A 25,774-nucleotide genomic window follows, 5' to 3' on the forward strand; every position below is an offset into this window, starting at 1 on the left:
GGGTTGGTCAGCCGCCGTAAGGCGGTTTAAGGAAGGGACGGAGCGCGCGAGCGCGCGCGCGGTCGGCGAGCGCCACGAGGCCTTTGGGCTCTGCGATCAGGAAAGCGATGATCAGCGCGCCGAGCAGCACGCGCTGGCTGAGCTCGAGCACGCCGGAGTCGAAAGCGCCGCCAAAGGCCGCCTGTCCGAGGCGCGAGAGGGCGAGCGGCAGGACGACGATCAGAGCCGCGCCGAAGAAGGCGCCGCGGATCGAGGCCAGCCCGCCGATGATCACGATGAAGAGGATCTGGAACGAGCGGTCGAGGTTGAAGCCCGCGGGCTCGATGGTCCGCAGGTAGGCGAAGGACCACAGCGCGCCCGCGACGCCGATGATGAAGGACGAGACCGCGAAGGCGACGAGCTTGGTCCGCAGGACGGGCACGCCGACGATGCGCGCCGCGGTCTCGTTGTCCCGGACCGCGATGAAGTTTCGGCCCGTCTGCGAATTGGCGAGGCGGACGGCGAACAGCGTTGCGGCGACCACCACCGTCAGGGCGAACAGGTACCGCTCGACCGGGCCGTCGATGACGTGGCCGGCCAGCACGATGTCCGGCGCCCGCACGACGCCCGACGCCGAGCCGTTCGAAAACCAGTCGAACTTGTTGAGCGCCCACTGGACGAAGAACTGCGCCGCGAGCGTCGAGACCGCGAGGTAAAAGCCGCGCAGCCTGAGGCTTGGCAGCCCGAACGCAAGGCCCACCGCGGCGGCCGACAGGCCCCCTAGGATCAGGCTGCCGACGAAGGGCAGGCCCGGCACGCGCAGGTCGAAGTTGAAGGCGGCGTAGGCCCCGACAGCCATGAAGGCGGCCGACCCGAGCGAGAGCTGGCCAGCGTAGCCTGTGAGCAGGTTAAGGCCCAGGCCTGCAAGCGACAATGCGAGGAACGGCAGCAGGATCGCCTCGAACAGGTAGGTCGAACCGACGAGCGGTGGCAGCAGGTAGGCGCTCGCCAGGACGAGCGCTCCCGCGACGGCCCCGGAGGTCAGGCGCCGCGATGGGGCGGCGAGCCGGAACGCGACGTCGGCCATCAAGCGCGCTCCGTCGACGGGCGGCCGAACAGCCCGGAGGGCTTCACGAGGAGCAGCGCGAGCGCGACCGCATAGGCGATCCAGCTTTCGATACCCCCGCCGAGCAACGGCCCGAGATAGACCTCGCCGAGCTTCTCCACCGCCCCGATGATCAGGCCGCCGACGATCGCGCCCGCTATGGAGTCGAAGCCACCGAGCACAAGCACGGGAAGCGCCTTCAGCACCACGAGCGAGAGCGAGAACTGGACGCCGAGCCGTGCGCCCCAGAGCAGGCCGGCCACGAGCGCGACCAGCCCGGCCGCCGTCCAGACGACGACCCAGACGCGGTGGAGACGAAGGCCGACGGCGACGGCAGCGAACTGGTCGTCGGCGACGGCCTGGAATGCGAGGCCGATCCGGGTGAAGCGGAAGAAGGCGAGGAGGCTCGCGACCATAGCGGCCGCGACGCCTGCGGCGACGAGGTCGAAGGTCGAGATGAAGACGCCCGCGACGTCGATCGGCGTGTCGTCGATCCCGAGGTCGAGCGCGTGGACCTGCGTCCCCCAGATAAGCTGAGCCGCGCCCTCGATGATGTAGGACAGGCCGAGAGTGGCCATGAACAGGGTGATGGGAGGCTGGTTGACCAGCGGCCTCAGAACGGCGCGCTCGACTCCGATCCCGATCAGGGTCAGGGCCGCGAACGTCAGGGCGAACGCCGCCCAGAACGGCAGGCCCTTTTCTACCAAGCTGACGAAGGTCAACGCTGCGAACAGCAGCAGCGCCCCTTGAGCGAAGTTCAGGACGCCCGAGGTCTTGTAAATCAGCACGAAGCCAATCGCGACGAGCGAGTACATCACCCCAGACAACAGGCCGCCGACCAAGACCTCGACGAAGAACTGGAAATCCGCGAGCTCCATCAAGCCGCTCCCGCCAGTTCGAGCGGGATCTCGTCGTCGTCGTGCGCGACGCCGAGATAGGCGTCGATTACGCCCTTGTCGTCGCGCACCTCCGCGGGCGCGCCATCGGCGATCTTGCGGCCGTGGTCGAGCACCGCGATCCGGTCGGAGATCTCCATGACGACGCCGATGTCGTGCTCGATCAGCACGACGGTCGCGCCCCAGCGGTCCCGCGCCGCCCGCACGAAGCGCACCATGTCGGCCTTCTCGGCGGCGTTCATGCCCGCCATCGGCTCGTCGAGCAGGAGCAGCTTCGGACGTGAGACAAGCGCGCGCGCAAGTTCGACGCGTTTGCGGACGCCATAGGGCAACGTGCCCGGCGCGCGATCGGCGATGGCGGTCAGTTCGATGAATGCGAGGATCTCGGTGACGAGCGAGCGTGCTTCCTCGGCGCGTGCGCCGGGCGATCCCACGATCTGTCCGAACAGCCCGGTGCGATCTTGGTGGGCGAGCCCCATGGCGACGTTGCCGGCGACGTCGAGACCGTTAAACAGCGCGAGGTTCTGGAAGGTGCGCGCGACGCCAAGGCTGGCGAGCGCCGCCGCCGGAACGGCGGCGAAGGATTTCCGGCCAATCAGGACGCAGCCCGCGTTCGGGCGGTAGAGGCCGCTGACGACATTGATCAGCGAGCTCTTGCCGGCGCCGTTCGGGCCTATGACTGAAAAAATCTCGCCTTCGGCGACTTTGAGATCGACGCCGGTCAGCGCGGTGACGCCGCCGAACGCGAGGCTCACTCCCGCGACCTCGAGCGCCGGCGCGCTTGCGTCAGCGGCGCGAGCGCCTTCTGTCGCCGCGCGTGGCGCGGCGATCGTCGATGTCGACATTGATAAATCCCCGAAGGTTTCGATCCGGCCTCAGGCCGCGGCGTGGATTGGCCGGGTCGCCTCAGCTCCCTGAGCTTCGAGCTCGCGCACCAGCGGGATGACCTCGCGCCCGAAGAATTCGACCTCCTCCTGGAAATGCAGGAAGCCGAGCAGCACGAGATCGACGCCGGCCTGCTTCAGATCGATGATCCGCTCGGCGATCTGTTTGGGGGTGCCGATCAGGTTGGTCTTGAAGCCGTCATTGTACTGGACGAGATCCTCGAAGGTGGACTTGGCCCAGTTGCCTTCGCCCTCGGGCGAGGCCTTGCCGGCGTTCTTCACCTCATGTCCGAAGGCGTTGACGGCGTCCGGGTTCGCCTTGGCGATGATCTCGTCCACGACCGCACGGGCTTCCGCCTCCGTGTCGCGCGCGACCGCGAATGCGTTGACGCCGATCTTCACGCGGCGGCCGTGCTCGGCGGCCTTGGCCTGGATGTCGTCGACCTGTCTGGCTATGTTTTCGGGCGTATTGCCGTTGGTGAAGTACCAATCGCTGACCCGCGAGGCCATGTCGCGGGCCGCACGCGAGGAGCCGCCCTGGAAGATCTCGGGGTGCGGGTCGACGGGCTTGGGCTTCAGCGAATAGTCGCGGTAGCGATAGAAGTCGCCGTTGAACGTAAAGCTCTCTTCGGTCCAGATCCCGCGAAGCGCCCGAATGAACTCTTCGGAGCGCCGGTAGCGCTCGTCGTGGTCGAGCCAAGGCTCGCCGATCGCGCGGAACTCACCTGAAAACCAGCCGGACACGACATTGACCGCGATCCGGCCGTTCGTGAGGTGGTTGATGGTGGCAAGCTGTTTTGCTGCGAGCGTGGGGTTCCACGGCCCGGGCAGCAGCGCTGCGATGACCGTCAGTTTCTCGGTCGCAGCCGCGAGCGCATGGGAGAACGAGACGCTCTCGTGCTGGTTCTCGGCGCCATAGCCGGCGGTGAAGCGGATCTGGCTCAGCGCATAGTCGAAGCCCGCCGCTTCGGCGATCTGCGCGAGCTTGCGGTTGTAGTCTATGCCCCAATGGGTCCGTTGCTCGATGTTGGAGATGACGAGGCCGCCAGAGACGTTCGGCACCCAGTAGGCAAATTTCAGCGGCTCGTTCGGGCGGTTTGATTGGGGCGTCTCGGCCATGTGGCCCTCCTGTATAGATTTGGCTGTCGAGCCGCTTAGGCGGCCACTGCATGGCGTGCGAGAGCTTCGACGGCTTCGTCGACCAGGGCATCGAGGCGGGCTCGGACGAGCGGGTCGATAATGATCCCGCGGTCATGCTGCGGCGTGGAGATGAACACGCCGGTCGGAAGCGTTCGCGCGTTGAAGAAACCAAACAGCGGCCGGAGCTGGTGCTCGATGACGAGCGCATGCCGATCGCTTCCCCCGGTCGCAATCAGGCCGACGGGGCGGCCGACCAGCGCCCGGTAATCGATCAGGTCAATAAAGTGCTTGAAGAGTCCGGGATACGAGCCTTTGTAGACTGGCGCACCAGCCAAAATCAGATCGGATCCCTCGACCGCCTCGAGCAGGCGCTCGATCTCCGCGGGCGCGTCCGTCCGCAGCTTAGTGGGGCCAAGGACGTGAGCGATCTCGCCGATGTCTATGACCTCGACGGCCGCTTCAACGCGCTCGGAGAGACGCTCCAGAACGTCCTCCAGCACAACCCTGGTGTTCGACGAAAGAGAGACGCTGCCGCTGATGGCGATGATGCGAGACGAGCTCATGCAGGATCAATCCGGATGACTATCCACAAATTCTATAAAATAACTGGATTGTCAACCGGTCGCGATACGGCAAATTTGGCGCGTCATGCGTTGATGTGCCGGCCCGGAAGCCGCTTTTTGGAATGATCAGGTCGAGTTCCCCGGCGTTTCACGCTGAGGGGCAGTTCTTGGCCAAGCCGCCGTTAAAATGGGAAGCGCTTCCGGGCTTAGGCGTAGCGGTCAGGCGTTGCAGGAGTTAGCGCTGGCCAGGGATTCCGCGTTGTCTTGCAAGACCTCACCGCGGAGGACTTGAAAGCTGGACGCCTTGTCCGGCTGCTGCCCGCATGGAGCTCAGCCGGCCTATGCACCTGCCGTTCCCCCGGACTGGGGGGTCATGCAGAAGCTGCGCTCGTTCATCGAGGTCGCTGCGGCGCGGTTCGGGCGCCACCCCTCCACCGGAACAAGCCGAGGCGATCTTGTCCGCAGCCCGCTGGATTCCCGGCCGCCGATCAGGCCATCGCTCAACGTGGTCATCAGCGCCCGGTAGCGGGCGCCGACCACGCGGGGCGCGAAGAAGCGGGCGGTGGCGACGCGCTGCTTCTGACGCTTCTCGCCTTCCTGGAACAGGACCGCCATGCGCGAGCGCCCGCGCACCCGCTCGATTAACTCGGCCTTGAACCCGGCTTGGCGCAGGCCCTCGCTGCGCAGCGCAGCCGAGAAGCACGGCTTCCAGCGACGGTTGCTCTTCGGCGGGATGTTGGGAGCGACGCCTGCGGCGTCGACCTGGCGGCGGATCCCCGGGCAAAAAACGACTTTGGCCGCTCGCGCGGCCAAATCGTAACACTTTTCAATCTTTGAAGAAACTGGAGCGGGCGATGGGATTCGAACCCACGACCTCATTCCGTTCTTGAACTCGCGCCTTCTGACGGCTGCACCACGACGAACTCGGCTGAAGCGGTATTTACTCGGAGTTACCGTGCGGACCGTAACCCCGATGTAACCGGCGAAAGTGATCGCGTCAGCGCGTCGCAGCGAGCGAAGGACGCTAAGCGCTCACTGTCACCTCAGGACGTGCGGAACGTTCGTGAGGATCGGTTGACGAACGCCCGACGAGAAGCCCGTCTGCCTGCGATAGGGTCTCGTCGGCGACGAGCCGCTCGACCTGCGCCAGAATGACGTCCCGCAATTGGGCGCTCGTCGCTTTGAATCCGAGGAGCCGTGATACTGCCACCACCACCTCCTCGCGTGTGGCCCCGAAATTCGTCGTGACGACGTGGCGCACGGCTTCCTGAAGCTCGATCGGCGGCAGCATCTCCGGCTTCCGTAAGGTCGTTGACAGGACGTCTCGCCTGTCGCGGATCGTCACCCGAGCATCCGGAATCCGGAGGAACTGGCCATCGAGCGCCACCCGCCCGGACCTTACGGCGATCTCCGCAGCCCTCTCCACCGCGGCCTGTATGCGTCCGCCCGAGCGCTGCAGTCCCCAAGCCGATCGGATCCTCGCGACGGCCTCATCGATATGGACTGGCCCCTCGACAGAGACGACATCAACGACGAGTTCCGCGAGCATGCCGACCGGCGTCTCATGGAGCTCGTACTGCAAATGGGCGCGCGGGGACGCCTCGACGTAGAAGCGATCCGCCAACCCGTCCTCGGCCACGTCCGAGAGCCCGACTTCCGTAAAGTCGCCTCGGTCCACGGTGACGATCTCGACATCCACGGCGCGCTGGCGCGCTGCGCTTGCCTCAAGGCGTTCAGCGAGCTCGACTTTCGCGGCCTCGATCGCCTCGCATAGGCGGTTGAGCTCTTCCTGAGGTCTCTGGAACCAATCGACGCTCCATACGCGACGGATGATCCAACCGTGATCTTCAAGAACGGTCTGACGGAGCCGGTCGCGATCCCGCGCCGACCTCGCGCCTGCATAGCTGCGGCTGTCGCATTCGACACCGAGTAGGTAACGGCCGGGATGCTCCTGGTCGGCGATCGCGAGGTCGATGAACAGTCCTGCGACTCCGACGCGCGGATGCACCTGATAGCCGCGCGCCTTGAGGGCCTCTGCCACCTGCGCTTCGAGTATTTCGGGCCCGGCGTTCGCCGCGCCCGGCTGCAGCGTCATTTGCCCGGTGCGGGCGTAGTTGAGGAAGAGCTTGAAAGCTAAGACGCCTTTGCCCTTCCCGCGCTCAAGATCGATGTCCTCGTCGGTGATCGAAGCATAGACTTCGCACCGGCGCTTAGCGCGACTGATGAGGACGTTCAGTCGTCGCTCGCCACCTTCAGCGCTGAGCGGGCCGAACCGCATGGCCATCTGACCCTGCGCGTTCTTCGCATAGCCCACGGAAATCAGGATGACGTCACGCTCGTCGCCCTGCACGTTCTCCAAGTTCTTGATGAAGAATGGCTCGCTGGGATGCGCGCTGAGGAACGTTTCGATGTCCGGGTTCTTGCGCCGCAGGATCTCAACCTCATCTTGGATCGCGCGACGCTGCTTTATCGAGAAGGTGGCGACGCCGAGCGAGAGTTCCGGATTGGACTTGGCGTGCTGAATGATGGCTTGTGCAACAGCCTTCGCCTCAATGAGGTTGGCGGTCGTCCCGCCGGAGTCAAACACGCCGTTGGGCACGAGATGGAACTGCAACCCCATGCCGGCCTCCCGCGTGTAGGGGCTCGGCACAATATACAGCTTATCCTCGTAGAACTGCGAGTTGGAAACGGCGATCAGGCTCTGGTGCCGGCTGCGGTAGTGCCAACGCAACATACGCTGCGGAAGGCCACGGGCGTGGAAAAGCCCCAAGATGCTCTCGATGTCAGCGACCTGTGCACCGTCATCCTCGTCATCCTCGCCGCTTCCCGTCATCTTCGAGAAGAACCGGGTCGGGGGGAGTTGCCGTTCATCGCCCACCACCACCACTTGGCGGCAGCGCCCGATGGCGCCCAGCGCGTCCACCGGCTGGATCTGACTAGCCTCATCCATGACGAGCAGATCGAAGGTCAACTGACCTGGTGGAAGAAACTGCGCGACGGATAACGGGCTCATCATAAGGACAGGCTTCAACGCCTGGATCGGCTGCGCCGCGCGGTGCATGAGTTGACGGATCGGCATATGGCCGCGGCGTCGCGCCATTTCGGCGCGCAGTACCCCGAGAGGCCCGACGCCGCCAAACGACGGCGGGATCTTCTTATGATGCGCCCTCGCCACCTCTATGCGCGACTCGGCGATGCGCTGGCGATCGAGGTTCGCGAACTCGCGTACCTGCCCCTCGTGAAGAGGACCGTCAAAACGGCCTAGGGCAGGATCGGCCGAGATCGCTACGCCAAGAAGGGCGTCGTAGTAGGCCATGGCGAAGGCGTTTTGAGCGGCGTCGGGAGAAACCCGGCCGTCTTCCAGCCTGTCGACCAACGCGGTCATTCCGAGCGCCCTCCCATGGGCGGCGCGATCGCGGAACGTCACCCACTTAGAAAGCTGTTCGCGGTTTCCCAGCCAGAGATCCAGGCGCAGCGACAGGTCTTGGAACTCGGCTTCAGAAACTACTGTCGCTCTAAACTGTGCTCTCGCGTCGGTCCGTAGGTCGGCCAGGAGGGCGGAAAGCTCGCTCGCCAGGCGATCAGCGTCGCGCTCCGCCTCGATCGCACGACGGGCTATCTCGGCCCTTTGATCGCCAAGCCTGGCGGCAAGCTTCCCCATAGCCGGATTGCCGATCAGCCATTCGGCGGCCTCTGCGAGGGCTGACAAGTCCGAAGCTTCTCCCTTCCAGGCTACCTCGAAAGCCGCCAGTCCGATCGGCTGGGCCTGCGCAAGAGCGGAGGCGCTTTCGCGCCATTCGACGATGCGATCGATCAGCGCGAGCCGCTCTTCCACGGTAGCTGGCGGCTTTTTCATCGCGGCGCGCGAGCGTCGGTCGGCATCTGCGAGACCATCGAGCCTTGCACGAAGGAGCCGGAGATCCACGCGCTCGGGCGTCAGCACATTCTCGAACGCCGGCCCGGCGGACGATCCAAGATCGTACCAGAACTGCCGCAGGTCCGATCGGAGTTCCCCAATCAGCTGCTTCAATTGGCTGGCTAGATCGCCAATTGCAGAACGCTCGGGAGTTCTACCGGCAATGAGGCGAGGCTCTGCTCCCAGTCCTCGTAGCGTCCGCATCCACTCGACAAGCGTCAGAAGTGGAGCTGCGGACGATCGCTCGCCGCGCCAGTCATTGGAGAACGCCGAGCGTGCAAAAGCGTCTTCGTCTCGGATCGTCTTGAGGGCCTTCTGGCCCGCCATGAGGCGGTCCAGCGTCTCAAGCTGCTGGCCCAAAGGGCTGTCTGGTTTCCTGAGGACGGTGCGCGCGACAGCATGGGCGCGCCGCCAATCGCCGTTCAATCGCCGGAGCGGGCCGGTGTGTAGCGCGAGCGCTTTGCGCGTCGAGGCGAGATCCGTCTCCCAGGCTGTGTCCGTCACAAGATCCCCGACAGCGGCGCGCGCTTCCTGGAACCGTGCGACCGCCTCCGCTATGTCGCCGGCGCGCTCGACGCCATGATCCCATACAGAGGCTGCAAATGCTTCAGGACTCGCAATTGGCGCCGCGGCGACGCGTTCGGCCGTCTCGATGAGGCGGTCCGCCCCGCTCAGTGTGTCGGAGGAGGTCGCCGATCCCAGTTCGATGCGGAGCCGTTCAGCCTCGTCCACGATGCGAGGCAGGCGCTGAGCCAACCGCCCGACGCGTTCGAACGCATCAAGGCCGAAGTCGCGTGGGAGCCAGCCGAACTGCTCGCGAACGCCTTCGAGCGGCGCGTCGGCGGTCGCCGCAACCAAGTCTCCCTCTAACAGACTGGCGAGCTCATTCAGGCGCCACCCCGCTTCGAGCGCGTCGCGCACCGCTTCGGGATCAGTCTCCCAAATCGAAGCTGCCAAAGCTTCGGGGCTGAGGTTGGGAGCGCCCGAGACGCGGCGTCCGATATCTGCAACGCCGGCGAACCCCGAGAGGCTGGACGGTGGCTCGACGCCGAACTTCTCTGACAGCGACTCACCTTCTTGAACGAGTCGACCTAGACCGCTCCGTGCGTCACCGATGCGGTCGATTATGCGTTCGAGCGCTGTCGCGACGACGACTTCGAGCCCGACGCCCCGCCAAGGATGCTGATCCGGCTGGCCGATGTCGCGAATGCGCTGGACGAGATCGTTCAGCAAAGCCGCTCGCTCGGTCTTGTCTTCCGGCGTCCAGCTCTGCGGATCGACCAGAGAAAAGTCGACCGGCCGCTGCCCAAGTCTATTCAGCCGCGCAAGTTCGCCAAGAATGCCGTAGGGGGACAAACCGCTCGGAGCCAGCGTCCGGTGGATGCGTTCGGCATGGCTGTTCAGGACGTCGCGGAGGCCGGTCAAACGATCGGCCAGAGACGTCGAGGGGGCGCCCCGAGGTTGGCCCAGTTCCCAAGTGCGCTTTAGCTCCTCGAGAACCAGACGTTTGTTCGCCTTGTTGCTGTGTAACTCCAGGCAGGCGTCTCCAACGCCTGCTTGATCGAGACGCCGCTTCACGACCTCGAGCGCGGCCATCTTCTCCGCGACGAACAGGACGGTCTTTCCATCGGCGACAGCGGAAGCGATGACGTTAGCGATAGTCTGCGACTTGCCGGTGCCGGGCGGTCCTTGGATGACGAGATTTCGCCCGGAGCGAACCTCATGGACGGCGACGGTCTGAGAACTGTCGCTGTCGACGATGTGCAGCATGTCGGCTGGGGAGATGAAGGGATCGATCGAGCCCTCTTCGGGGACGAGATCCGGCGTGACCGCAAATCCGTCCGCGAGGAGACCGCGGATCAAGGGACGATCCGAAATCCGGTCCGCCGGCGGCCAAATATCCGCGTCGAGGTCGCGGTACATCAGGAATTTGGCGAACGAGAAGAAGCCTAGGACGATGTCGTCAGACAGAACCGCCCAATCCGGCTTCGTCGAAACTGCTTCAGCGACCGCCGCGAAATAGGCCGTGGGGTCGAATTCATCTCCCGTGTCGAATACGGGTAACTTCAACGCGTGAACTCGGTCGAGATAAGATTCAAGCGACAGGTTTGTCGCAACGTCCTCTTGCCGGGCGCGCAGGCGGAACTTCTCCCCGGCTGCTCCTCGCTCCAGGCTTACCGGCACGAGCAGCAGCGGCGCGTGCCGCGCATTTTGGACGTTGTTCGGATCGATCCACTTCAGCATCCCGAGCGCGAGGAACAGGATGTTGACGCCTTGCTCCTCCTCCAAGGTGCGGGCGTCGTTATGAAGGTCAAGGAGACGCTTCTGCAGACCCTTCGACGTCATGCGGGTCTGGAGGCGCGTATCGACGTGTCGGGCGGCGACTCCGCGCTCATCAACTTCATCGTCTTCTGGCTGAGGCAGCTCGACGAGGCGGTTCTCTTCACTTTCGCCCTCATCCCCAGAACCCGCAGGACTTTCCCGTCCGGGGACGAAAGTAAAGGCTTTGCCATCGCGCAGCAGGCGGAAAATTTCAGATGACTTCTCATCGACGATTTCAATCGCGCGGGCGCTCTTCGAAAACCTGGGGACGTTGAGGAGCCGATTGCGCGCTGAAAGGTCGAGCAGTTCAGTTCGGGCTCGTTCAAGCTTCTCGGAGATCGGGAGATCGCTGCGAAAAACTGAGGCTTCGGTCGCGTCCGCCATGCAACTTCCTTCCAGAACCCGCCGCTCGAGCGCGGGTCAATCGATCCTTCACAGCTGCGCGAGAATTGCAATCAGAGGTCGGCTACGTAGATCGTCTTCGCTTCTCAACGAGACTGCTGAACCATAGGGCGAGAGTGGCAGAATGTGAGCTGGGAATGTGCCGGCGACGGCTTCCGGGCGTTAGCATACGTCGATACCACCCACTATGCGTGCTACCCACTATACCTCAGCTTGTATATGCGCGCTGGCTACGCGCGCGGTAGCACAGCCACGGCGCCCCCTCCCACGCCGCCCTAGCCAGCTTGCTACATGGCTGCATCACCGTCACACCATCACGAAGACTTCGGATGTGACGGCGTGGTGGTGGTGGCGGCGCTGTACGGCGGGCTGCGCTGGCGGCTGGGGGAGGGGGAATGACCAATCGAGACGGAGCTCACAAGAAGACCGGCGTTCCTGAACTTCTGCTTGATCGGCCGGATCGGACGCTGCGGATCGTGTTGCGCGCCATCATCGAGGCACATCCAGACCAAGCCGGGCGGACCGACGAGGCTCGTGTCGCGCAGGCGGTTGCCATCTTGCTCGGGCGCCAGCCGAGGAAAGGCGCGCCAGGCAAGAATAGAGATGAGCTCCTTAGTATGCTGGCCTTCGATTACTCCGTCGAGAAATACTATAACAAGCGAGATGTCAGCGTTACGTCCTTAGCCAAGCGACTGGTCGAATTTTATCCCGACACCGCTGGGACCGAGGGACGCGAGGCCGTCGTGCGCGACCTCGTCCGCAAGTTCGATGAGTTCGCTCCACAGCTCTTAGAGGCTGAGGCCTCCGATTCGGAGGAGCCGGACATCTACAGGCCGATCGACCGGATACTGCGCGCGTTTGGGGAGGCCGGATTGAAGGTGGAGCGCCGCGTCGTTCCAGTGGGCTACCGCGACAGAGATTAATCCCGGAATTTCCTCCGCTGCACTCTCCGCTTTTCCTGATCATTCATCGTCCCCCGCATTTCCAAGGAGGATTCGATGGAACCGGAAAAGCCTGTTGAGCCCTATGTCACGATAGCCCAGGCAGCGCAGACGCTCGGCGTCCACACATGGGCTCTGCGCCGCGCCGTGAAGGCCGGTACGATCCCCGCCTATGCGCCATTCAACAGCCGCAAGCTGGTGCGGCTTTCGGAAGTCGTGTCGGCGATCCGCGCTTCCCGTACGGAGGCGGCGCAGTGAGCGAAGGAATCTTCTCGCGCTACGCGCCGCTCGCATGGGAGCGCGACCTCAGAGTTCTGCCGATCGAGCCCGGGGACAAAAGGCCGGCCAAGGAAATCTCCGGCTGGCCTGGCTATCTCGCCGCGATCCCAGGTGCGGAAATCAAGACGGCTTGGCTATCGCGCTATGCGTCGAACGGCTGGGGCGTTCTCCTAGGGTCGAAGATAGCGCCGGACCATCAGCTGGTTGCGCTCGACATCGACGACGACCGCCTGGTTAAGCCGACGCTCGCCGTTTTGGGCATCAACCCCGAAGATCCTTCGTACTGCGCAAAGCGCGGCATGAAGGGGCTAACGGTTTTTATGCGCGCCCCGAAGAAGGGCTTCAAGTCGACCGTAATCGAAGGCGCAGAGCCCCTCGGGAACATAGACGTGCTCGGAGCCGGGAAGGAGACGGTCATGCCGCCGTCTATCCACCCCGATACCGGCAAACCCTACGAAAATCTGGGGACGACGCTGCTGGAGGCCGACCTGGCGCTTCTGCCGGAGCTGACCAAAAAGCAGGTGAAGCTGCTGAAGGTTGTGTTCGGCTCTCCGCATGTGCCGACGCTTATGCGAGGAGAACTAACGCACATCGCCGGGCTCGAATTCGCGGCGCAGTTGGTTAGCGCGGGAGCGTCTGATCAGGAGGCGGAAGCTCTTGTACGAGCGCTGCTGCCTGTCGACTACAAAGGCGACAGTCTCAAGGAACTCCCTGAGTGGCTCTCCTCGGCTCGCGATAAGGGCTACGATCAGCGCGAGGGCCGTGGCCCCAGTTTGGCGCAAGCCGTCATGGAGGTGGCCGTCGCCGGTTGTGTAGAGCTCTTCAACGACGGCGATCGCAACGGGTATGCCTCCGTCGCAGCGGAATCAGGCGTCGTGACGTACCGGGTCAACAGCGAAGGCTTCAAAACCTGGGTGCGTTATCAGGCGCACAAAGCTCTCGACCGCCCGGTAGGCGCCGGTCCGCTCCTCGAGGCGATTGCCGGAATCGAAGCCATGGCGCTATTCGACGGCGCTTCGTACGTGGTCAACAACCGGGTCGCCGGTGATGATGAGATCGTCGAGATCGACCTCGGCACAAGCGACGGCCGCACAGTCGTGATCGTCGGTGGCGGTTGGCGCGTTAGCCAAGAGCCGAGGAGTAAGTTCGCTCGTGGCTCGGGCTACAGCGCGCTCCCGGAGCCGGTTGGTGGCGGGAAGCTGAGCGATCTCCAGGAACTCCTCGGCCTTTCGATGGAGAATTTCCTGCTCGTCATCGCCTTCATCATCAATGCGCTGAAGCCCGGAGGTCCCTTCTTCATTCTGTTGGTCGAGGGCGAGCAGGGAAGCGGCAAGAGCTTCATCTGCGAGATCATCAAGAGGATTCTCGACCCCAATAAAGCCGGCCGTCTCCGCCTCCCCGACAATGAGAGGGATTTGATGATCCAGGCGAAGGAGTACCGGCACCTCAACTTCGACAATGCGTCCGGGATGAAGGCGGAAATGTCGGATGCTCTTTGCGCTCTCGCGACGGGGGGCGGCATCGCGGTCCGGAAGCTCTACACGGACGGCGACCTCCACGTGATGTCCTTCGCCCGCCCCTTCGTCCTCAATGGGATCTCTGGGTACGTGAACCGTCCCGACCTCATGGAGCGCGCGATCCCGCTTAAGCTCCCCGCCCTTCCTGAGAACACCCGCAAGACCGAGGCCGAACTGCTCGCCGCATTCGAGGCGATTCTGCCGGGACTCCTTGGGGTCCTGTATGACGCGGTCTCTGCAGCGCTGCGGAACCTGGCATCCGTCGAGCCGCCCCGTCACCTGCGGATGGCGGACGCCGCTCGTTGGATCAAGGCGGCCGAGCCCGCCCTAAGTCTTGAGGGGGAGCTTATCGGGTCCATCACCGAGGCCCAGAACGAGTTCGTGCTCGAACGCATTAACGATGATCCGCTGGTCATGAAGCTGCGGGGGCTCGCCGTCCGGAGGGCGCTTGAGGGCAAAGAAGGGCCGTTCGTCGGTTATGTCGCGGACCTGTTTACTGCGTTTGGCGAAGCGTCCAAGGGTCTCCCGCCAACTCCCTCCCGGCTTTCCCACACGCTGAAGCGTCTTCGGCCAGCCATGGAGAAGGCCGGCGTGACGGTCGAGTTCCTTCCTCGGGACCGCGCCGGTCAGAAGGTGCGTGTAACCGTTGATCGTTCTCGTCTCGAGCCGACGTTCGAGCAGGACTAGCGATTGTCCAGCGACAGGCGGGGGGACATTTACTCCTCCTGCCTACCACCTGCAGGCCCGCTGTGCCGCGCCGCCACCACCGCCACGCATACATCTGCTGTGGCGATTTCAACCTCAGTGAGCATCGAGTCCGAATCGTCGCGAGCTTAAACGCTCTTTCGGCTTAGCCGTTGTTTCATTGTCGCGGTTACGGCGCGGGTTACAATTCAACTCATTTCGCGCTGTTCCAAGTGTATCTCGCGATTACTTGTGTGGGTTACTGCGGCGTGTTTTCGTTTTCATCCAGTCTTAGTTCGGCAGGATCATCATCATGAACTTCTCGGTTAGTCTCACGAAGCGGACGCGCAAGCGGAAGCTCACCAGCGGCGCGGTCGTGCTTCACGATCGTTTCGTCTTAAACTATCTCGACCCGAACGGCGGTCGCCGCCGGCAGGAGTTCTTCGACCGGAAGCGCGACGCGGAAGCCCGGCAGCGGGCTTTGCAGTCGCAGGTCGCCGAGGGAGCCTACGTTGATGAGCGGACGGTTCCGACTGTCGGCGAGGCGGTCAATCATTGGCTCGCCGATCGCGAGGGCAACGTCAAGGCGACGACGCTCAAGGGCTACAAGGTCGTCTGCAACGTTATCCGCGGGCCGCTGTTGGTGGGCACGCGCCGGGAGCGCGCGGAATACACCGCGACGGGCGCGAAGCCGAAGGGCGCGACCTTCGTCAAGCTGCTCGGCGACGTGAAGCTGAACGACCTGACCACGGCCGCGATCCGGGCGTGGCACCGGACTGTCGTCGAGCAGACCGGGACTTATACGGCGAACCGCGCCAAAGCCCATCTGAAGTCGATACTGGCGCTCGCAGAGGAGGATTTCAAAGTCCGCGCGCCCTCGATGCCGACGGGGCTTTCGCGAGCGCGGCACAAGCCGAAGAAGGCCATCCTCACCAGCGAGGCGATCCGGGCCGTCATTAAAGCCGCACGGGATGACGAGTACGGCGTCTATTGCGCCTTCCCCTTCCTCGCAGGCACGCGACCGAGCGAGCAGCTCGGGCTGCTGTGGGACGATGTCGACTTCGACAAGAACGTGATCCGCATCCGGCGCATCCAGGAGCGTGACGGCTCCCTGACCGAGATGACCAAGACCGAGGCTGGCACCCGCGAGATCCCGATGATGCCGACGCTTCGCGAGATGCTGCTCGCTTGGCGCGTCCGGTGCCCGCGAAAGGGCAAGGAGCTTCACCGCGTATTCCCTGGCCCTGGCCGGCTCCAGCCTTGGCCGAAGCCCCGGATCGGCGGCGGAGGGCCGCTGCTCTACCAGAACTACCGGAAGCGATATTGGGAGCCGGCGTTCGAGCGGCTTGAGCTTCCTTATGTTACGCCGCACTCGGCGCGGCATTCGTTCATCTCGACGCTACAGGCTCAGGGCATCGAGGTCGGGCTGGTCGCCCAAATCGCCGGCCATGCCAACCCGACTGTGACGCTTGGCCATTATACTCAGGCGGTCAGGGGAGGAGCTGCGGCGATCACCGCCCTCGAGCGAGCCTATGTGTAACCCGGAGGGGGGTGAACTCGTCCTTGAGGTTAGGTGCCTCGTGACCGGAGTGCTCGAGCTGTGTACGATTGAGGGGACCTCGCTGCGTTCCGGGGTGCCACTCGATGAGCTGGTCGCCGCGCTCAACGCGTTCGGCGGGTGTGAGACTGATGGCTACGCGATCGTCCAGCACGAGACGCTTTGTGGCTGCGGCTGGCGCCACCGGCCGGCATAGGCCGACGCCGGACCTCCTGGCGTACGCGAACGGCAGCTGGCGGGCAGGGTGGGCACAGGCCGCTGCACCCGCGCCGCCCGTCCCCAGCGGTCCCCGCGCCGGCCCTGGCGCAGGGCGCCTCCGCGGCGCGCAATGCGCGCAACTCCCCCCAGTTGCGGCTGCTGCAAATCCGGAGGGGACCCGAAAGGCCGTCGAACATATCCGGGGAGGCTCTAGCCTGACGTCTACGCCTCGTGGCTGGACTTCTTGCTCGCGCGCTTGCGTGGAAGAGGGGCGTCGATCGGCTCGCCGTGCTCGACGAGCAGCTCCGCGATAGGGACTTGGAGCGCAAGTGATATGTGCCAAAGCGTGACGGCGGTCGGATTGCGCGTGCCGATCTCAAGGCCGCTTACATAGGCTCGGTCGACGCCCATCCGATTGGCGACCGCCTCCTGAGATAGGTCAGCGGCGAGCCGGTGACGTCTGACATTCGCGCCGATGACGCGTCGCACATCCATACGGACATGCGCCAAAATTGTGCATTGTTGTGCTACGCACTATAATGCACGTTAACGGATTGAACTGGATCGATTGATGGCCTTCCCATTGCCCTGGACTTTTCCCGGCTTAATCGAGTTGGCCGAGATCGCCGCGCAGATATCACTGATAGCATTGGTGGTTTCGCTGTTTCTGACCACCTGCTTTTTCGCCGTCGCTGGTCCGTTGGTTTTGGGGCCGCAAAACCTCAGACTGGACAAAAAGGCTCAGCGCGAAGCCGTTGAGCGGCAGAACCGGGACGCCCGAGACCTAGAAGAGGAAGAATGGCGAACTGAGGTTCTTCGAGAACTCAGAGCGATATCGGGTACTAAAAGGTATCGGAATTAGACTTTACTAGATTTCGGTCTCGGCGTCGGTGCAATTACCGGCGCGTCGCAGTGACATCCATTCGATCGGACACGTACCGGCGGATGCTCGGCCAACTGGTCGATGTTAGGAAAGCCGCAGGCGTCACTCAGGCCGAGCTTGGTCGCCGCGTGGGGCGGCGGCAGACCTTCATCTCAAAAGTGGAGCTCGGTGAGCGTCGCCTCGACGTGGCGGAGTTCATCAATCTAGGCCGCGCGATCGGAGCGGATCCTTACGCGCTAATGCGGAAGGTGGAGAGTTGAAGACCGCTAGGCGCCCAGAAGCAGACCTTGCTAAGTGCGTGTCTGAACGTCAGGTATGGGGCCGTAAGCAGACTAGCAGGTTCCGGCGACGATCCTGAGGCTACCTGCCCTTCGCGCGCCGGGATGCGAACGGGCAGCTTGCGGCTATCCCGGTCTCCGGCGCCAGATCTTTTTATCCTTGCAACGCACTGGTTAAGCGCCGGAAGGGGACGGGCTAACGGGCTTCGCGGGCGGCGCCTTCTTGCTTCTGGGCCTGTCCCTCGCCTTGGTAGACGGGTCCGCCTTGCCATTGGTCCGGTTGGTCCGCGGCTGCGGCTCTGTCAGTGCTACCGACTGCTTTGATGCGGTCAATTGCGCCCGCCATGCGTGCTTCAGGCCGTCGAGTTGCTCAAGGAGAGACGCGTAGTCATTGATCCGAGCGGCAGGATCTTCGTGCAGATTGTGGTCACGCCTGATCGGAACCATCGTGTTGCGGATCGCTTCCGCCTCAGCAGAGTCGTCAAGCTGCGCCTCAATCTGCCGAAGCGCGATAGTCACCTGTTCACGCGTCGCATGAGCGGGATGATCAACCTTGAACAGAGCTATCCGCTCGGCGACCAGGGTTTCGAGCTTTTTGTTTGCAGCGTCATCGCTCGCGCGCCGAACCGCCTCATTGACCGCGCGGAAGATGATACGCATGCGGCTCAGGAACTGATCGACATGCGGCCCCAAATTGGCGTCGGGTTTATTGCAGATTTCTATTAAGGCTTTCGCGAACGCGATCTTGTCGATCCTGCCCTTGTGGCGCTTTACCTCACGATTGATGGCCTCCAGCATGGGGCCACCCTTCGCAATTTCCTCTTCGATCGTCGAGAGAGGGATAGTCGGCGGCGTTCCCTCTCGAAATTTCGTCACCTCCTCGATGACGAGTTCCATCGCCCGATGAGCGAGTGGTGCGGGCACAAGATCTTCGATCACAGGAGCGGCCGGCCAACCATCAACACCTTCGCCTAGTTGTTTGAGATCAAGGATATTCTCGGCCTTGATCAGCTTTCTCAAGCGCTGATCCTTCGCGAAGTCGGCCTTGGCCGTCACGCCTTCCTCATCACCGTCGAGCAAAGCGACGACGGGCGGCTTGTCCGCGCCCTGCCCGCGGATCCGAAACACGGTATAGCCGATCTCCTGCGCCGATCCGCTGGGCACGATGACCATCCGGTTCAGGTCGAGGGTGTCGTCCTGAATGCCCGGCGAACTCAAACGCGTTAGATTAGCGGTGCCTGCCAGGATGATCTGGTCCGCGGCGCCCTCCACCAGTAAGTTTACCGACCCGACAAACGCACTTTCGCCGACGAAGGCACCGAATGCCGAACGCAAGGGCTCGTAATGATTGCGACTGACGCTCGGCACCACGCGGGTGCCGTCGAAACCGCTCCCTTTTTCCAGGACACGGATGCGTTCCGAATGGTTCTTGTCGAGCAGAAACGGTGAATGGGTCACATATACGACCTGGATCGGCTCGACGCCGGGTTCAGGCTCGGCGAGATCGCGGAACACCCGCATCAGGTCCTGCTGCGCCTCGGCGGAGAGATAGGTATCGGGTTCATCCATCAGCAAGATCGACTCCCGCTCAGATGACGGGCGATGTATCTGTGTCTGGATCAGATAGGACAGGAAGTAGCGCAGCCCGCTGCTACGCTCGGAGAAGGTATAAACCGTGCCGGTGCGATCGCTTATGACGAAGACCAGTTCACGGTCGCGGGTCGAAACCTTCAGGCTGAAATCTCTATCCTGCACCCAGTATCGGCGAAAGTTGAGCTTACGATCGAGTTGCTGGTTGGCGGATTCGAGCAGCCCGCCGACATAGCCGTCATGCTGATGGTCGATTCCATTCGCAAGTTCAGCAAGGCTGTTCGGATCGATTTCGCCAAGGGTTAGAAGTAGGCTGCGCCCAAGTTCCAGCGACTTCAGGGTGCTCTTGTCGACATGTGCGGCAATGGGTTCGGAAAGGTCCGCTAACGCGCTCACGACCTGTCCTGCGTTCTGCTGAACAGCAGCCGCGCCCCCCTTGATCAGCGGACGGAGACCGCTGATCGCGCCGATCAAGCTTTCTATCAACGACCTGGAGTAGGTCGCCACCGGCGCATCGCCACCTTTCTCGAGAAAGGAGAAAGGCACCGAGTTCGGAAGGGCCACTCCCGAATCGATCTCGAATGGACGGGGCACCAATTGCTCAATCTGTCGGGTTTGCCCCTCGGATAGCTCATATTTGTCGAAGCTGTCTCCGTGCGGAAGCCAGACCGTCAATGTGGCTGGCTCCTCCCTGAACATCAGAAAACGACGAAATCCGGTGTCGGTGATCTCGAGGACTTTGGCAATCTCCTTTGCCTCTTCCTCGGAGAGCCCGTCCCATCCGACCCCGACATGCGGCCAGCATCGCTGCCCTTTGGCTACGCCAAAAAAGGGAGAATAGCGGCACAGGTCGCGCTGTTCGATTTCTTTGCCAGTGATTGCATTCTTTATGACACCCAGCAGATGGCTCTTGCCGGACTCGTTCGCGCCAACGACAGTCGTGATGCGCGGATCCAATTCAACCGTCACATAGGGGTAAAAGCGGTCCCTGAATATTTCCCAGGGCTGCGGCTGAACGCGGGTATCAAGTTTGCGCGCATGGTCGAAGTTGAAGGATTTGTAGAACCGCGCATAGGCTGTCTTGAGCTTCACAAGAATCCTCCCCCAAGTGATACTCGTCATGTAGTAGCAAGCAGGGACAGCCTGACAATAGTAGGAACAAAGAAGAACCGGTAAAAGCCTGAGTTAGCCCGCTGGTCGCACGTCAGAAGCAGGCCTGCCCTTAAAGCGTGAACAAGCCTCGTTGCGGCCGGGCCCGCGATCGGGTCGTAATAGTCAGGGTACAAGCGGCGAATTCAGCGAGAGGCGATCGGAGCGATTAACGTCCGAGATGAAGGCGCGAAGCGACCGTTCTCAACGTCGTGCCGGGAAGGCCGCTTTGGGTCATCCGCGCTCAGAGACGCGCAGCCGCGAGTGCCAGAAGCCGACGTGGCGGAAACAATGCAAACGCGACTTTAAAAGCCTGAGCAGATAGGGGCTGCCAAGAACCGCGGCGAGCAGACCTGCGGGAACTTGGAACGGGAAAATTACCGTTCGCCCGAGAACGTCAGCGAACAGCATGACACAGCCGCCGAGCAGAACCCGCAAGATGCGCGCGAGCGTGTTCATGCCCATAATCCGAGCGAGGTGTGGGCCCATAAGCCGGATGAAGCTGAGCGGCCCGACGATCACGGAGGCGGCGCCGTCAGCACGACCTTTATCGCAGCACGGTAAAGTGGGACTGGACCAGCGAGACGCCGAAGGCTGCGGCCGGTGTTCGACTGACTGGCAGCATGTCGAGCCAGCGCGCGACTTAGAGGATCGTGCCCAAGCCTGCCGGCTGCGATCGTGACCGAGATCGCGGCCTAGCCGCCCTCTCTTGTCGACGCGCGTAGCTGATCGCGCATTGAGTTGTTCCTCGTATGTTTATACAATCTGAGGCTATCGTTCTACCCTTAATAGCTGCATATCAATCGCTCGATGTCCGACTTTATTCCGCTCTATCGCCGCTTCCACGATCTCACCGAGAAGGAGCTTGCGGATCCCGAGGCTCTCGCGCTGACCGAGTACGTGCCGTGGGCGAAAACGGGTTGGCCGGAGGTTCTTGCTTCAAAACGCGTGGTTGTGCTGGCGGAAGCGGGTTCCGGCAAAACCGAAGAAATGCGCCAGCAAGCAAAGCGCATGGTGGGGGAAGGAAAAGCCGCCTTCTTCGTGCCGCTCGAAAGGCTTGGCCGCGAAAGGCTACGCGACTGTCTCGACGCTGACGAGGAGGCAAGACTTGATGCATGGATGGCGGACGCGACTGCGCCCGGATATTTCTTTCTCGACGCTGTCGATGAGCTCAAGCTGACAGCTGGTAAGCTAGACCAAGCCCTTATGCGTTTCGCGAAGGATGTGGGCGGCAGCCTGGATCGAACACACGTTGTGATCTCCTGCCGCCCGAACGACTGGTGGCACAGCATCGACGCAGTCGCTGTCGGCGAGCGACTTGCGGTGCGTGAAAAGGCGAAACACGAAGAACTCAAAGACGCCGAGCAGACCTTCTTGGAAGCCCTGCGCCGCCGCGAAACAAGCAGGACAACCGACGACAATGCCGCGCCGAAGGAGCCAGCCACTCCGGCGCTACGCATCGTGGCGCTCTTGCCGCTCGGAAATGAGCAGATTCAGAAATTCGCGGAGCGGCGTATAGCCGACGCGGAGGCCTTTCTCGAGGAGATCGGCCGTCAGCAAGCATGGACCTTCGCGCGACGCCCGCTCGATCTGATCGAGTTGATCGATCTCTGGAAGAGCAGGCGCCGTCTGGGAACACGCCTCGATCAGCATGAAGCCAGCATTTCGGCACGGCTCAAAGATGCTGCCGGGCGTCTGGACTACGGTGCCCTCACGGATCAAAAAGCGCGCGATCGGGCCGAACGGCTGGCGCTCGCGCTGGAACTTACGCGGACGCGGACGCTTCGTTCACCCGCTCAGTCTTCCGGCGGACTAAACTCGGAAGTTGTTCTCGATCCCGCCGACGTGTTGAAGGATTGGTCGGAGAAGGACCGACAAGCCTTGCTTCGCCGCGCCCTGTTCGATCCTGCCACCTACGGACGGGTGCGCTTTCACCATCGCTCGGTTCAGGAATATCTCGCAGCTCGCCGGCTGCAGAAACTCCGCGCTAATGGCATGTCGGACAGGGCGCTGCACCGACTGCTATTTGCTCAACAATATGGCGAGCACGTTGTATTGCCGTCGATGCGTCCCATCGCGGCCTGGCTGGCGCTTTGGGACGACACGGTGCGGCGTGAGCTCCTCGCGCGAGAGCCTGAAACACTACTTTCTCTAGGCGATCCGCAATCACTCGACCATAGTGTACGCGCAAATCTCTTGCGCGCCTTTGCGAGCAGCTACGGCAAGGGCGGCTGGCGCGGCCTCAACATTCCGATCCGTGAAGTACGACGGCTGGCTGGTCCCGAGCTTGCCGCCGTCATTCGAGAGCTGTGGGACGAAGCGTCGAGCAATCCTGATGTGAGGGAATTGCTGATCGAAGCGATCTGGCAGGGGCCAGTCGCCAACTGCTCCGACCTGGCCGAGCGCGCGGCGCTCGATCCGAGCTGGGTCTCCTATCACCGCGTGGCAGCAATCCGCGCGCTGGCTGCGTGCGGGGACCACGGAGCTCTCGTCCGTGTCGTGCGATCCATAATGACGGAGCCGGAGCGCTGGCCTGCGTCGGTGATCCCAGCAGTTTCAGGAGATCTGTTCCCTAAGCATCTCTCAGTGGATGAGCTGATTGCGCTCATTGAACGCACGCCCGAAAGCAAGTCGGTGGCATCGGGCTTCGGCTGGGAGCTGCCGCGCCTTGTTCGAGCACTGGAACCGCGTTCGCCAGACGCAACCGCGCTACGCGACAAGCTGGCCGAGTTAATTTGGGAAGGTCGTGTCCCAGGAAGAGATCACTACGATCTCACGAGCAAATTCTCGTACCTTGCCCAGGCCTTGGCTTCGTTGTGCGAACGGCAACTCGATCAGGGCATTGCGGATGCCGATCTGATCGCAGCGGCGGTCGTGGCGTCGCGATTTGAAGACCGTAACACCGTCGACAACGAGCCCGGTAAGAAGCTCCGCGCAGCCTTCCGCGACGTGCCCGCGTTGCGGGACCAAGCCTTTTGGCGTGAGCTCAATGTTATGGACGAAACTGCGCCGACGACAGACGCGCGTCAGCGCTTCTTCCAGGCCGAGTACGACAGCCTGATCGGCAACGTCGAGCAAGCTGACCGGCACTGGCTGGAGACCGCGCTTGCCGATCTCACCCAGCCAGATCGCCGTCCAGTTGCGCTTCAGGCGCTTCTTCGTCTGTGGGGCATGCGCGGCGGACGTTTGGACGAGGTCTCCGAACTTCGTGAGTCGGTTCGGGACGATCCTGATGTTCCTGCTGTCATCGACCATCAGACAATGCCGCTGCCGGCAGGGCCGGCGGATGCCACACTCGAGCGCAGGACCCAGCGGCGCGAGCTTGTCCGTAAAGGACGCGAAGTTCAGCGCGTCGAGAGCTGGAAAAAATGGCGGCGCGAGCTCATCGATAAGCTTGACGACGCCTTCAGCGCTGCAAAGTCTGAGACGACGCTGCACTACCTCTATTTATGGCTCGAAGCGCAGCGTGGTTCCGGGCATCGCTTCGACGTATGGGATCGCAAAACGGTTGCGGAGGCCTTCTCTCCGGAGGTGGCCGAGCGCGCGGCGCAGGGATTTCGAGCTGTTTGGCGGACAGAAATTCCGGCAATGTGGAGCGCACGGCCGCCGGACGAGCGAAATACGACGCCCTATCGTTGGATCTATGGACTTTCAGGGATTGCGGGGGAACGCGAAGTCCCAGGCTGGGCGGAGGGGCTCTCTGCGGACGAGGCCCGGCGCGCGGCCGCCTATGCCCCGATTGAGCTGAACGGGCTCGCGCCTTTCATCGTCGAGCTTGCGCGTGTCCATCCCGATGCCGTCGAACAGGTACTCGGCGAGGAGCTCGCTGCCCAACTCGGGCAAGGCGCGGATCACGGTCATCTGACGATACTTGAAGATCTGAGCTACGCGGCGCCTGAGTTGCAGCGCCTGTTTGTACCGCGCCTCCTGCGCCAGCTTGAAACATGGCCGGACCCTGCCGCCCGTGAAGCGGCGGCCGCATGGAAGCATCATCTCGAGCAGGCGCTCAAAGTGCTTGAGGCCAGCAATGACGCTGAAAGTCGAACGCACGTCGCGTCGATCTGTGCGACGCGTTTCGAGCAGGATCCCGCCGGGCCGATGGCTATCTCATGGCTGGCGGGATTGTTTCGCTTCGATCCCGCTCAGGCGACCCGTCTGCTGGTGGAAGCGCTGGCGCGTGAGCCTGGTGTTCGCGGACAGGCGGTCGAGATGTTCGCGGCCCTGTTCGGACAACGGGACGCGAACAGTTTTGGAATTGAAAAACCCCTGCCGCGCGCTGCGGCGTTAGGTCAGCTGGTGCGCGCAGCGTATGCGAATGTTCGAATGGCGGACGACAATGTGCACGAGGGTTCTTATACTCCGAACCGCCGCGACGAGGCCGAGCGGGCGCGCGGCTACCTCTTGCAAGCGCTACTCGCGACGCCGGGACAGCTCGCGCATGATGAGATAGTGGCGCTCTCGGATGAGCCTGACTTTGCGCATTTCCCGGATCGGCTGAAGCTACTCGCCCGTCAGAGCGCCGCGCGCGATGCCGAATTTCCTGCGTTCTCCGCCGACGATATCGTCGCGCTCGATACGCAGTTTGAAGCTCCGCCACACGACCGGGACGGCCTGTTTCAGCTCATGCTCGACCGGCTCGACGATGAGGCGGAATACATCGCCCATCATGAATTCACGACCCGGAAGACGCTGCGCTCAATAAAAGACGAAACGGAGATGCAGCGGACGTTAGCAGGTCGCCTCGATGCGCAGGCCAAAGGCGCTTACCGGGTTGTCCGCGAGAACGAAGCCGCAGACGCCAAGCGGAACGATATTCAGCTGCTCGCCGTTCGTGGCGATCAGATGGCGGCTATAGAGGTGAAGATCGCCGACAACAGGTACAGCGTGGCGGAGCTTGAGTGGGCGCTCGAACACCAGCTGGTCGGGCAGTACCTGCGCCATGAACGGTGCAAGGCGGGATGCTTTTTGCTGACGTATCATGGGCGAAAGGGCTCATGGGAACACCCGGTTACATCGGAGCCAATAAGCTTCGAGCAGGTCATCTTGTATCTGTCGGACAAGGCCGCCGCGCTAGAGGCTGGTAGCAACGGTGATTACCGGCTGGCCGTGGTCGGCCTCGATTTGAACGATCCACCTCTCGTTCAGGCGCAGCTCGGCAGGGCGCGTCGCGCTGCAAAAACCGAGTAGCGGAAGTGCAAAAAACGGCAATCCGGAAAATCAAAATGTTCTTCCGAAATGCAGTTAAAGCTGCCTCGAAGCCCGTCGCAGCATGCTTGGAAGCGGACCTCCTGGACGTCAGTTAGGGTCAGATTCGGGCGAGACACATTGGACACCGTCGAACTCCTCCAACAGGGCGACTTCAAATCGCCTGTGTAAGGCGGGCTTGTAACCGCGCTGTAACCACGATCCTCGAAGCGCTCTCTCCGCACTTTCCAAGCATGGCTCCGAAAACGACAAAAGCCGCGGCGAACCGCGGCTTTTTGGCATTTG

At 62.8% G+C, this 25,774-nt stretch carries 15 protein-coding genes and 1 pseudogene; 6 read left to right on the forward strand and 10 right to left on the reverse strand.

The features are described 5' to 3' along the window. Positions 1-7: 7 nt before the first annotated feature. From PKE75_RS17280 to PKE75_RS17310, 7 genes and pseudogenes are all read right to left on the reverse strand, one after another. Positions 8-1,066, reverse strand: coding sequence for a branched-chain amino acid ABC transporter permease (locus PKE75_RS17280; protein WP_271169994.1), 1,059 nt, complete (start codon positions 1,064-1,066; stop codon positions 8-10). Beyond that, positions 1,066-1,962, reverse strand: coding sequence for a branched-chain amino acid ABC transporter permease (locus tag PKE75_RS17285; protein ID WP_271169995.1), 897 nt, complete (start codon positions 1,960-1,962; stop codon positions 1,066-1,068). Before PKE75_RS17285 ends, PKE75_RS17280 begins: the two co-directional genes overlap by 1 nt. Then, complete coding sequence (locus tag PKE75_RS17290; RefSeq protein WP_271169996.1) at positions 1,962-2,825, reverse strand: ABC transporter ATP-binding protein; 864 nt, start codon at positions 2,823-2,825, stop codon at positions 1,962-1,964. Before PKE75_RS17290 ends, PKE75_RS17285 begins: the two co-directional genes overlap by 1 nt. A gap of 30 nt (positions 2,826-2,855) precedes the next feature. Beyond that, a complete protein-coding gene (sfnG, locus tag PKE75_RS17295) occupies positions 2,856-3,983 on the reverse strand; it encodes a dimethylsulfone monooxygenase SfnG (RefSeq protein ID WP_271169997.1) in 1,128 nt (375 codons plus the stop codon). A gap of 35 nt (positions 3,984-4,018) precedes the next feature. Next, complete coding sequence (locus PKE75_RS17300; protein WP_271169998.1) at positions 4,019-4,567, reverse strand: NAD(P)H-dependent oxidoreductase; 549 nt, start codon at positions 4,565-4,567, stop codon at positions 4,019-4,021. Positions 4,568-5,251: 684 nt separating this feature from the next. After that, positions 5,252-5,341 (reverse strand): annotated as a pseudogene (locus PKE75_RS17305) (IS5/IS1182 family transposase); the annotation flags it as partial. A gap of 250 nt (positions 5,342-5,591) precedes the next feature. Next, positions 5,592-11,189, reverse strand: a complete 5,598-nt coding sequence (locus tag PKE75_RS17310) for a DUF3320 domain-containing protein (protein WP_271169999.1) — start codon at positions 11,187-11,189, stop codon at positions 5,592-5,594. Between the two features lie 413 nt (positions 11,190-11,602). Between PKE75_RS17310 and PKE75_RS17315 the strand changes: the two genes are divergently transcribed. From PKE75_RS17315 to PKE75_RS17330, 4 genes are all read left to right on the forward strand, one after another. Beyond that, a complete protein-coding gene (locus PKE75_RS17315; RefSeq protein ID WP_271170000.1) occupies positions 11,603-12,130 on the forward strand; it encodes a hypothetical protein in 528 nt (175 codons plus the stop codon). A 75-nt stretch (positions 12,131-12,205) separates the two neighbouring features. Continuing rightward, on the forward strand, positions 12,206-12,406 hold the full coding sequence (locus PKE75_RS17320; protein ID WP_271170001.1) for a MerR family transcriptional regulator: 201 nt from the start codon (positions 12,206-12,208) through the stop codon (positions 12,404-12,406). Then, positions 12,403-14,631 (forward strand): bifunctional DNA primase/polymerase, encoded by a 2,229-nt coding sequence (locus PKE75_RS17325; RefSeq protein WP_271170002.1) that lies wholly within the window; start codon positions 12,403-12,405, stop codon positions 14,629-14,631. The genes PKE75_RS17320 and PKE75_RS17325 overlap by 4 nt, the downstream gene beginning before the upstream one ends. 310 nt (positions 14,632-14,941) lie before the next feature. Then, a complete protein-coding gene (locus PKE75_RS17330) occupies positions 14,942-16,168 on the forward strand; it encodes a tyrosine-type recombinase/integrase (protein ID WP_271170003.1) in 1,227 nt (408 codons plus the stop codon). Between the two features lie 438 nt (positions 16,169-16,606). Here PKE75_RS17330 and PKE75_RS17335 read toward each other — a convergent pair whose 3' ends face one another. Next, a complete protein-coding gene (locus PKE75_RS17335) occupies positions 16,607-16,879 on the reverse strand; it encodes a helix-turn-helix domain-containing protein (RefSeq protein ID WP_271170004.1) in 273 nt (90 codons plus the stop codon). Positions 16,880-17,329: 450 nt separating this feature from the next. Here PKE75_RS17335 and PKE75_RS17970 point away from each other — a divergent pair, with 450 nt between their 5' ends. Then, entirely contained in the window at positions 17,330-17,527 is a 198-nt protein-coding gene (locus PKE75_RS17970; protein WP_428979159.1) for a helix-turn-helix domain-containing protein, read from the forward strand. 192 nt (positions 17,528-17,719) lie between these two features. Here the strand turns inward: PKE75_RS17970 and PKE75_RS17340 are convergent, their stop codons facing one another. Both PKE75_RS17340 and PKE75_RS17345 read right to left on the reverse strand, forming a co-directional pair. Then, positions 17,720-20,227 carry an AAA family ATPase gene (locus tag PKE75_RS17340; RefSeq protein WP_271170005.1) on the reverse strand — a complete coding sequence of 836 codons (2,508 nt, stop codon included), beginning with the start codon at positions 20,225-20,227 and terminating at the stop codon, positions 17,720-17,722. Positions 20,228-20,518: 291 nt separating this feature from the next. Further along, a complete protein-coding gene (locus PKE75_RS17345) occupies positions 20,519-20,806 on the reverse strand; it encodes an iron chelate uptake ABC transporter family permease subunit (protein ID WP_271170006.1) in 288 nt (95 codons plus the stop codon). 288 nt (positions 20,807-21,094) lie between these two features. On the opposite strand from PKE75_RS17345, the gene hyoA reads away from it, so the two are divergent. Further along, entirely contained in the window at positions 21,095-25,471 is a 4,377-nt protein-coding gene (hyoA, locus tag PKE75_RS17350) for an NACHT domain-containing antiphage protein HyoA (protein ID WP_271170007.1), read from the forward strand. The last annotated feature ends 303 nt before the right edge of the window (positions 25,472-25,774 follow it).

Source organism: Hansschlegelia plantiphila (assembly GCF_027922265.1).
GTDB classification, from domain to species: Bacteria; Pseudomonadota; Alphaproteobacteria; order Rhizobiales; family Methylopilaceae; genus Methylopila; species Methylopila plantiphila.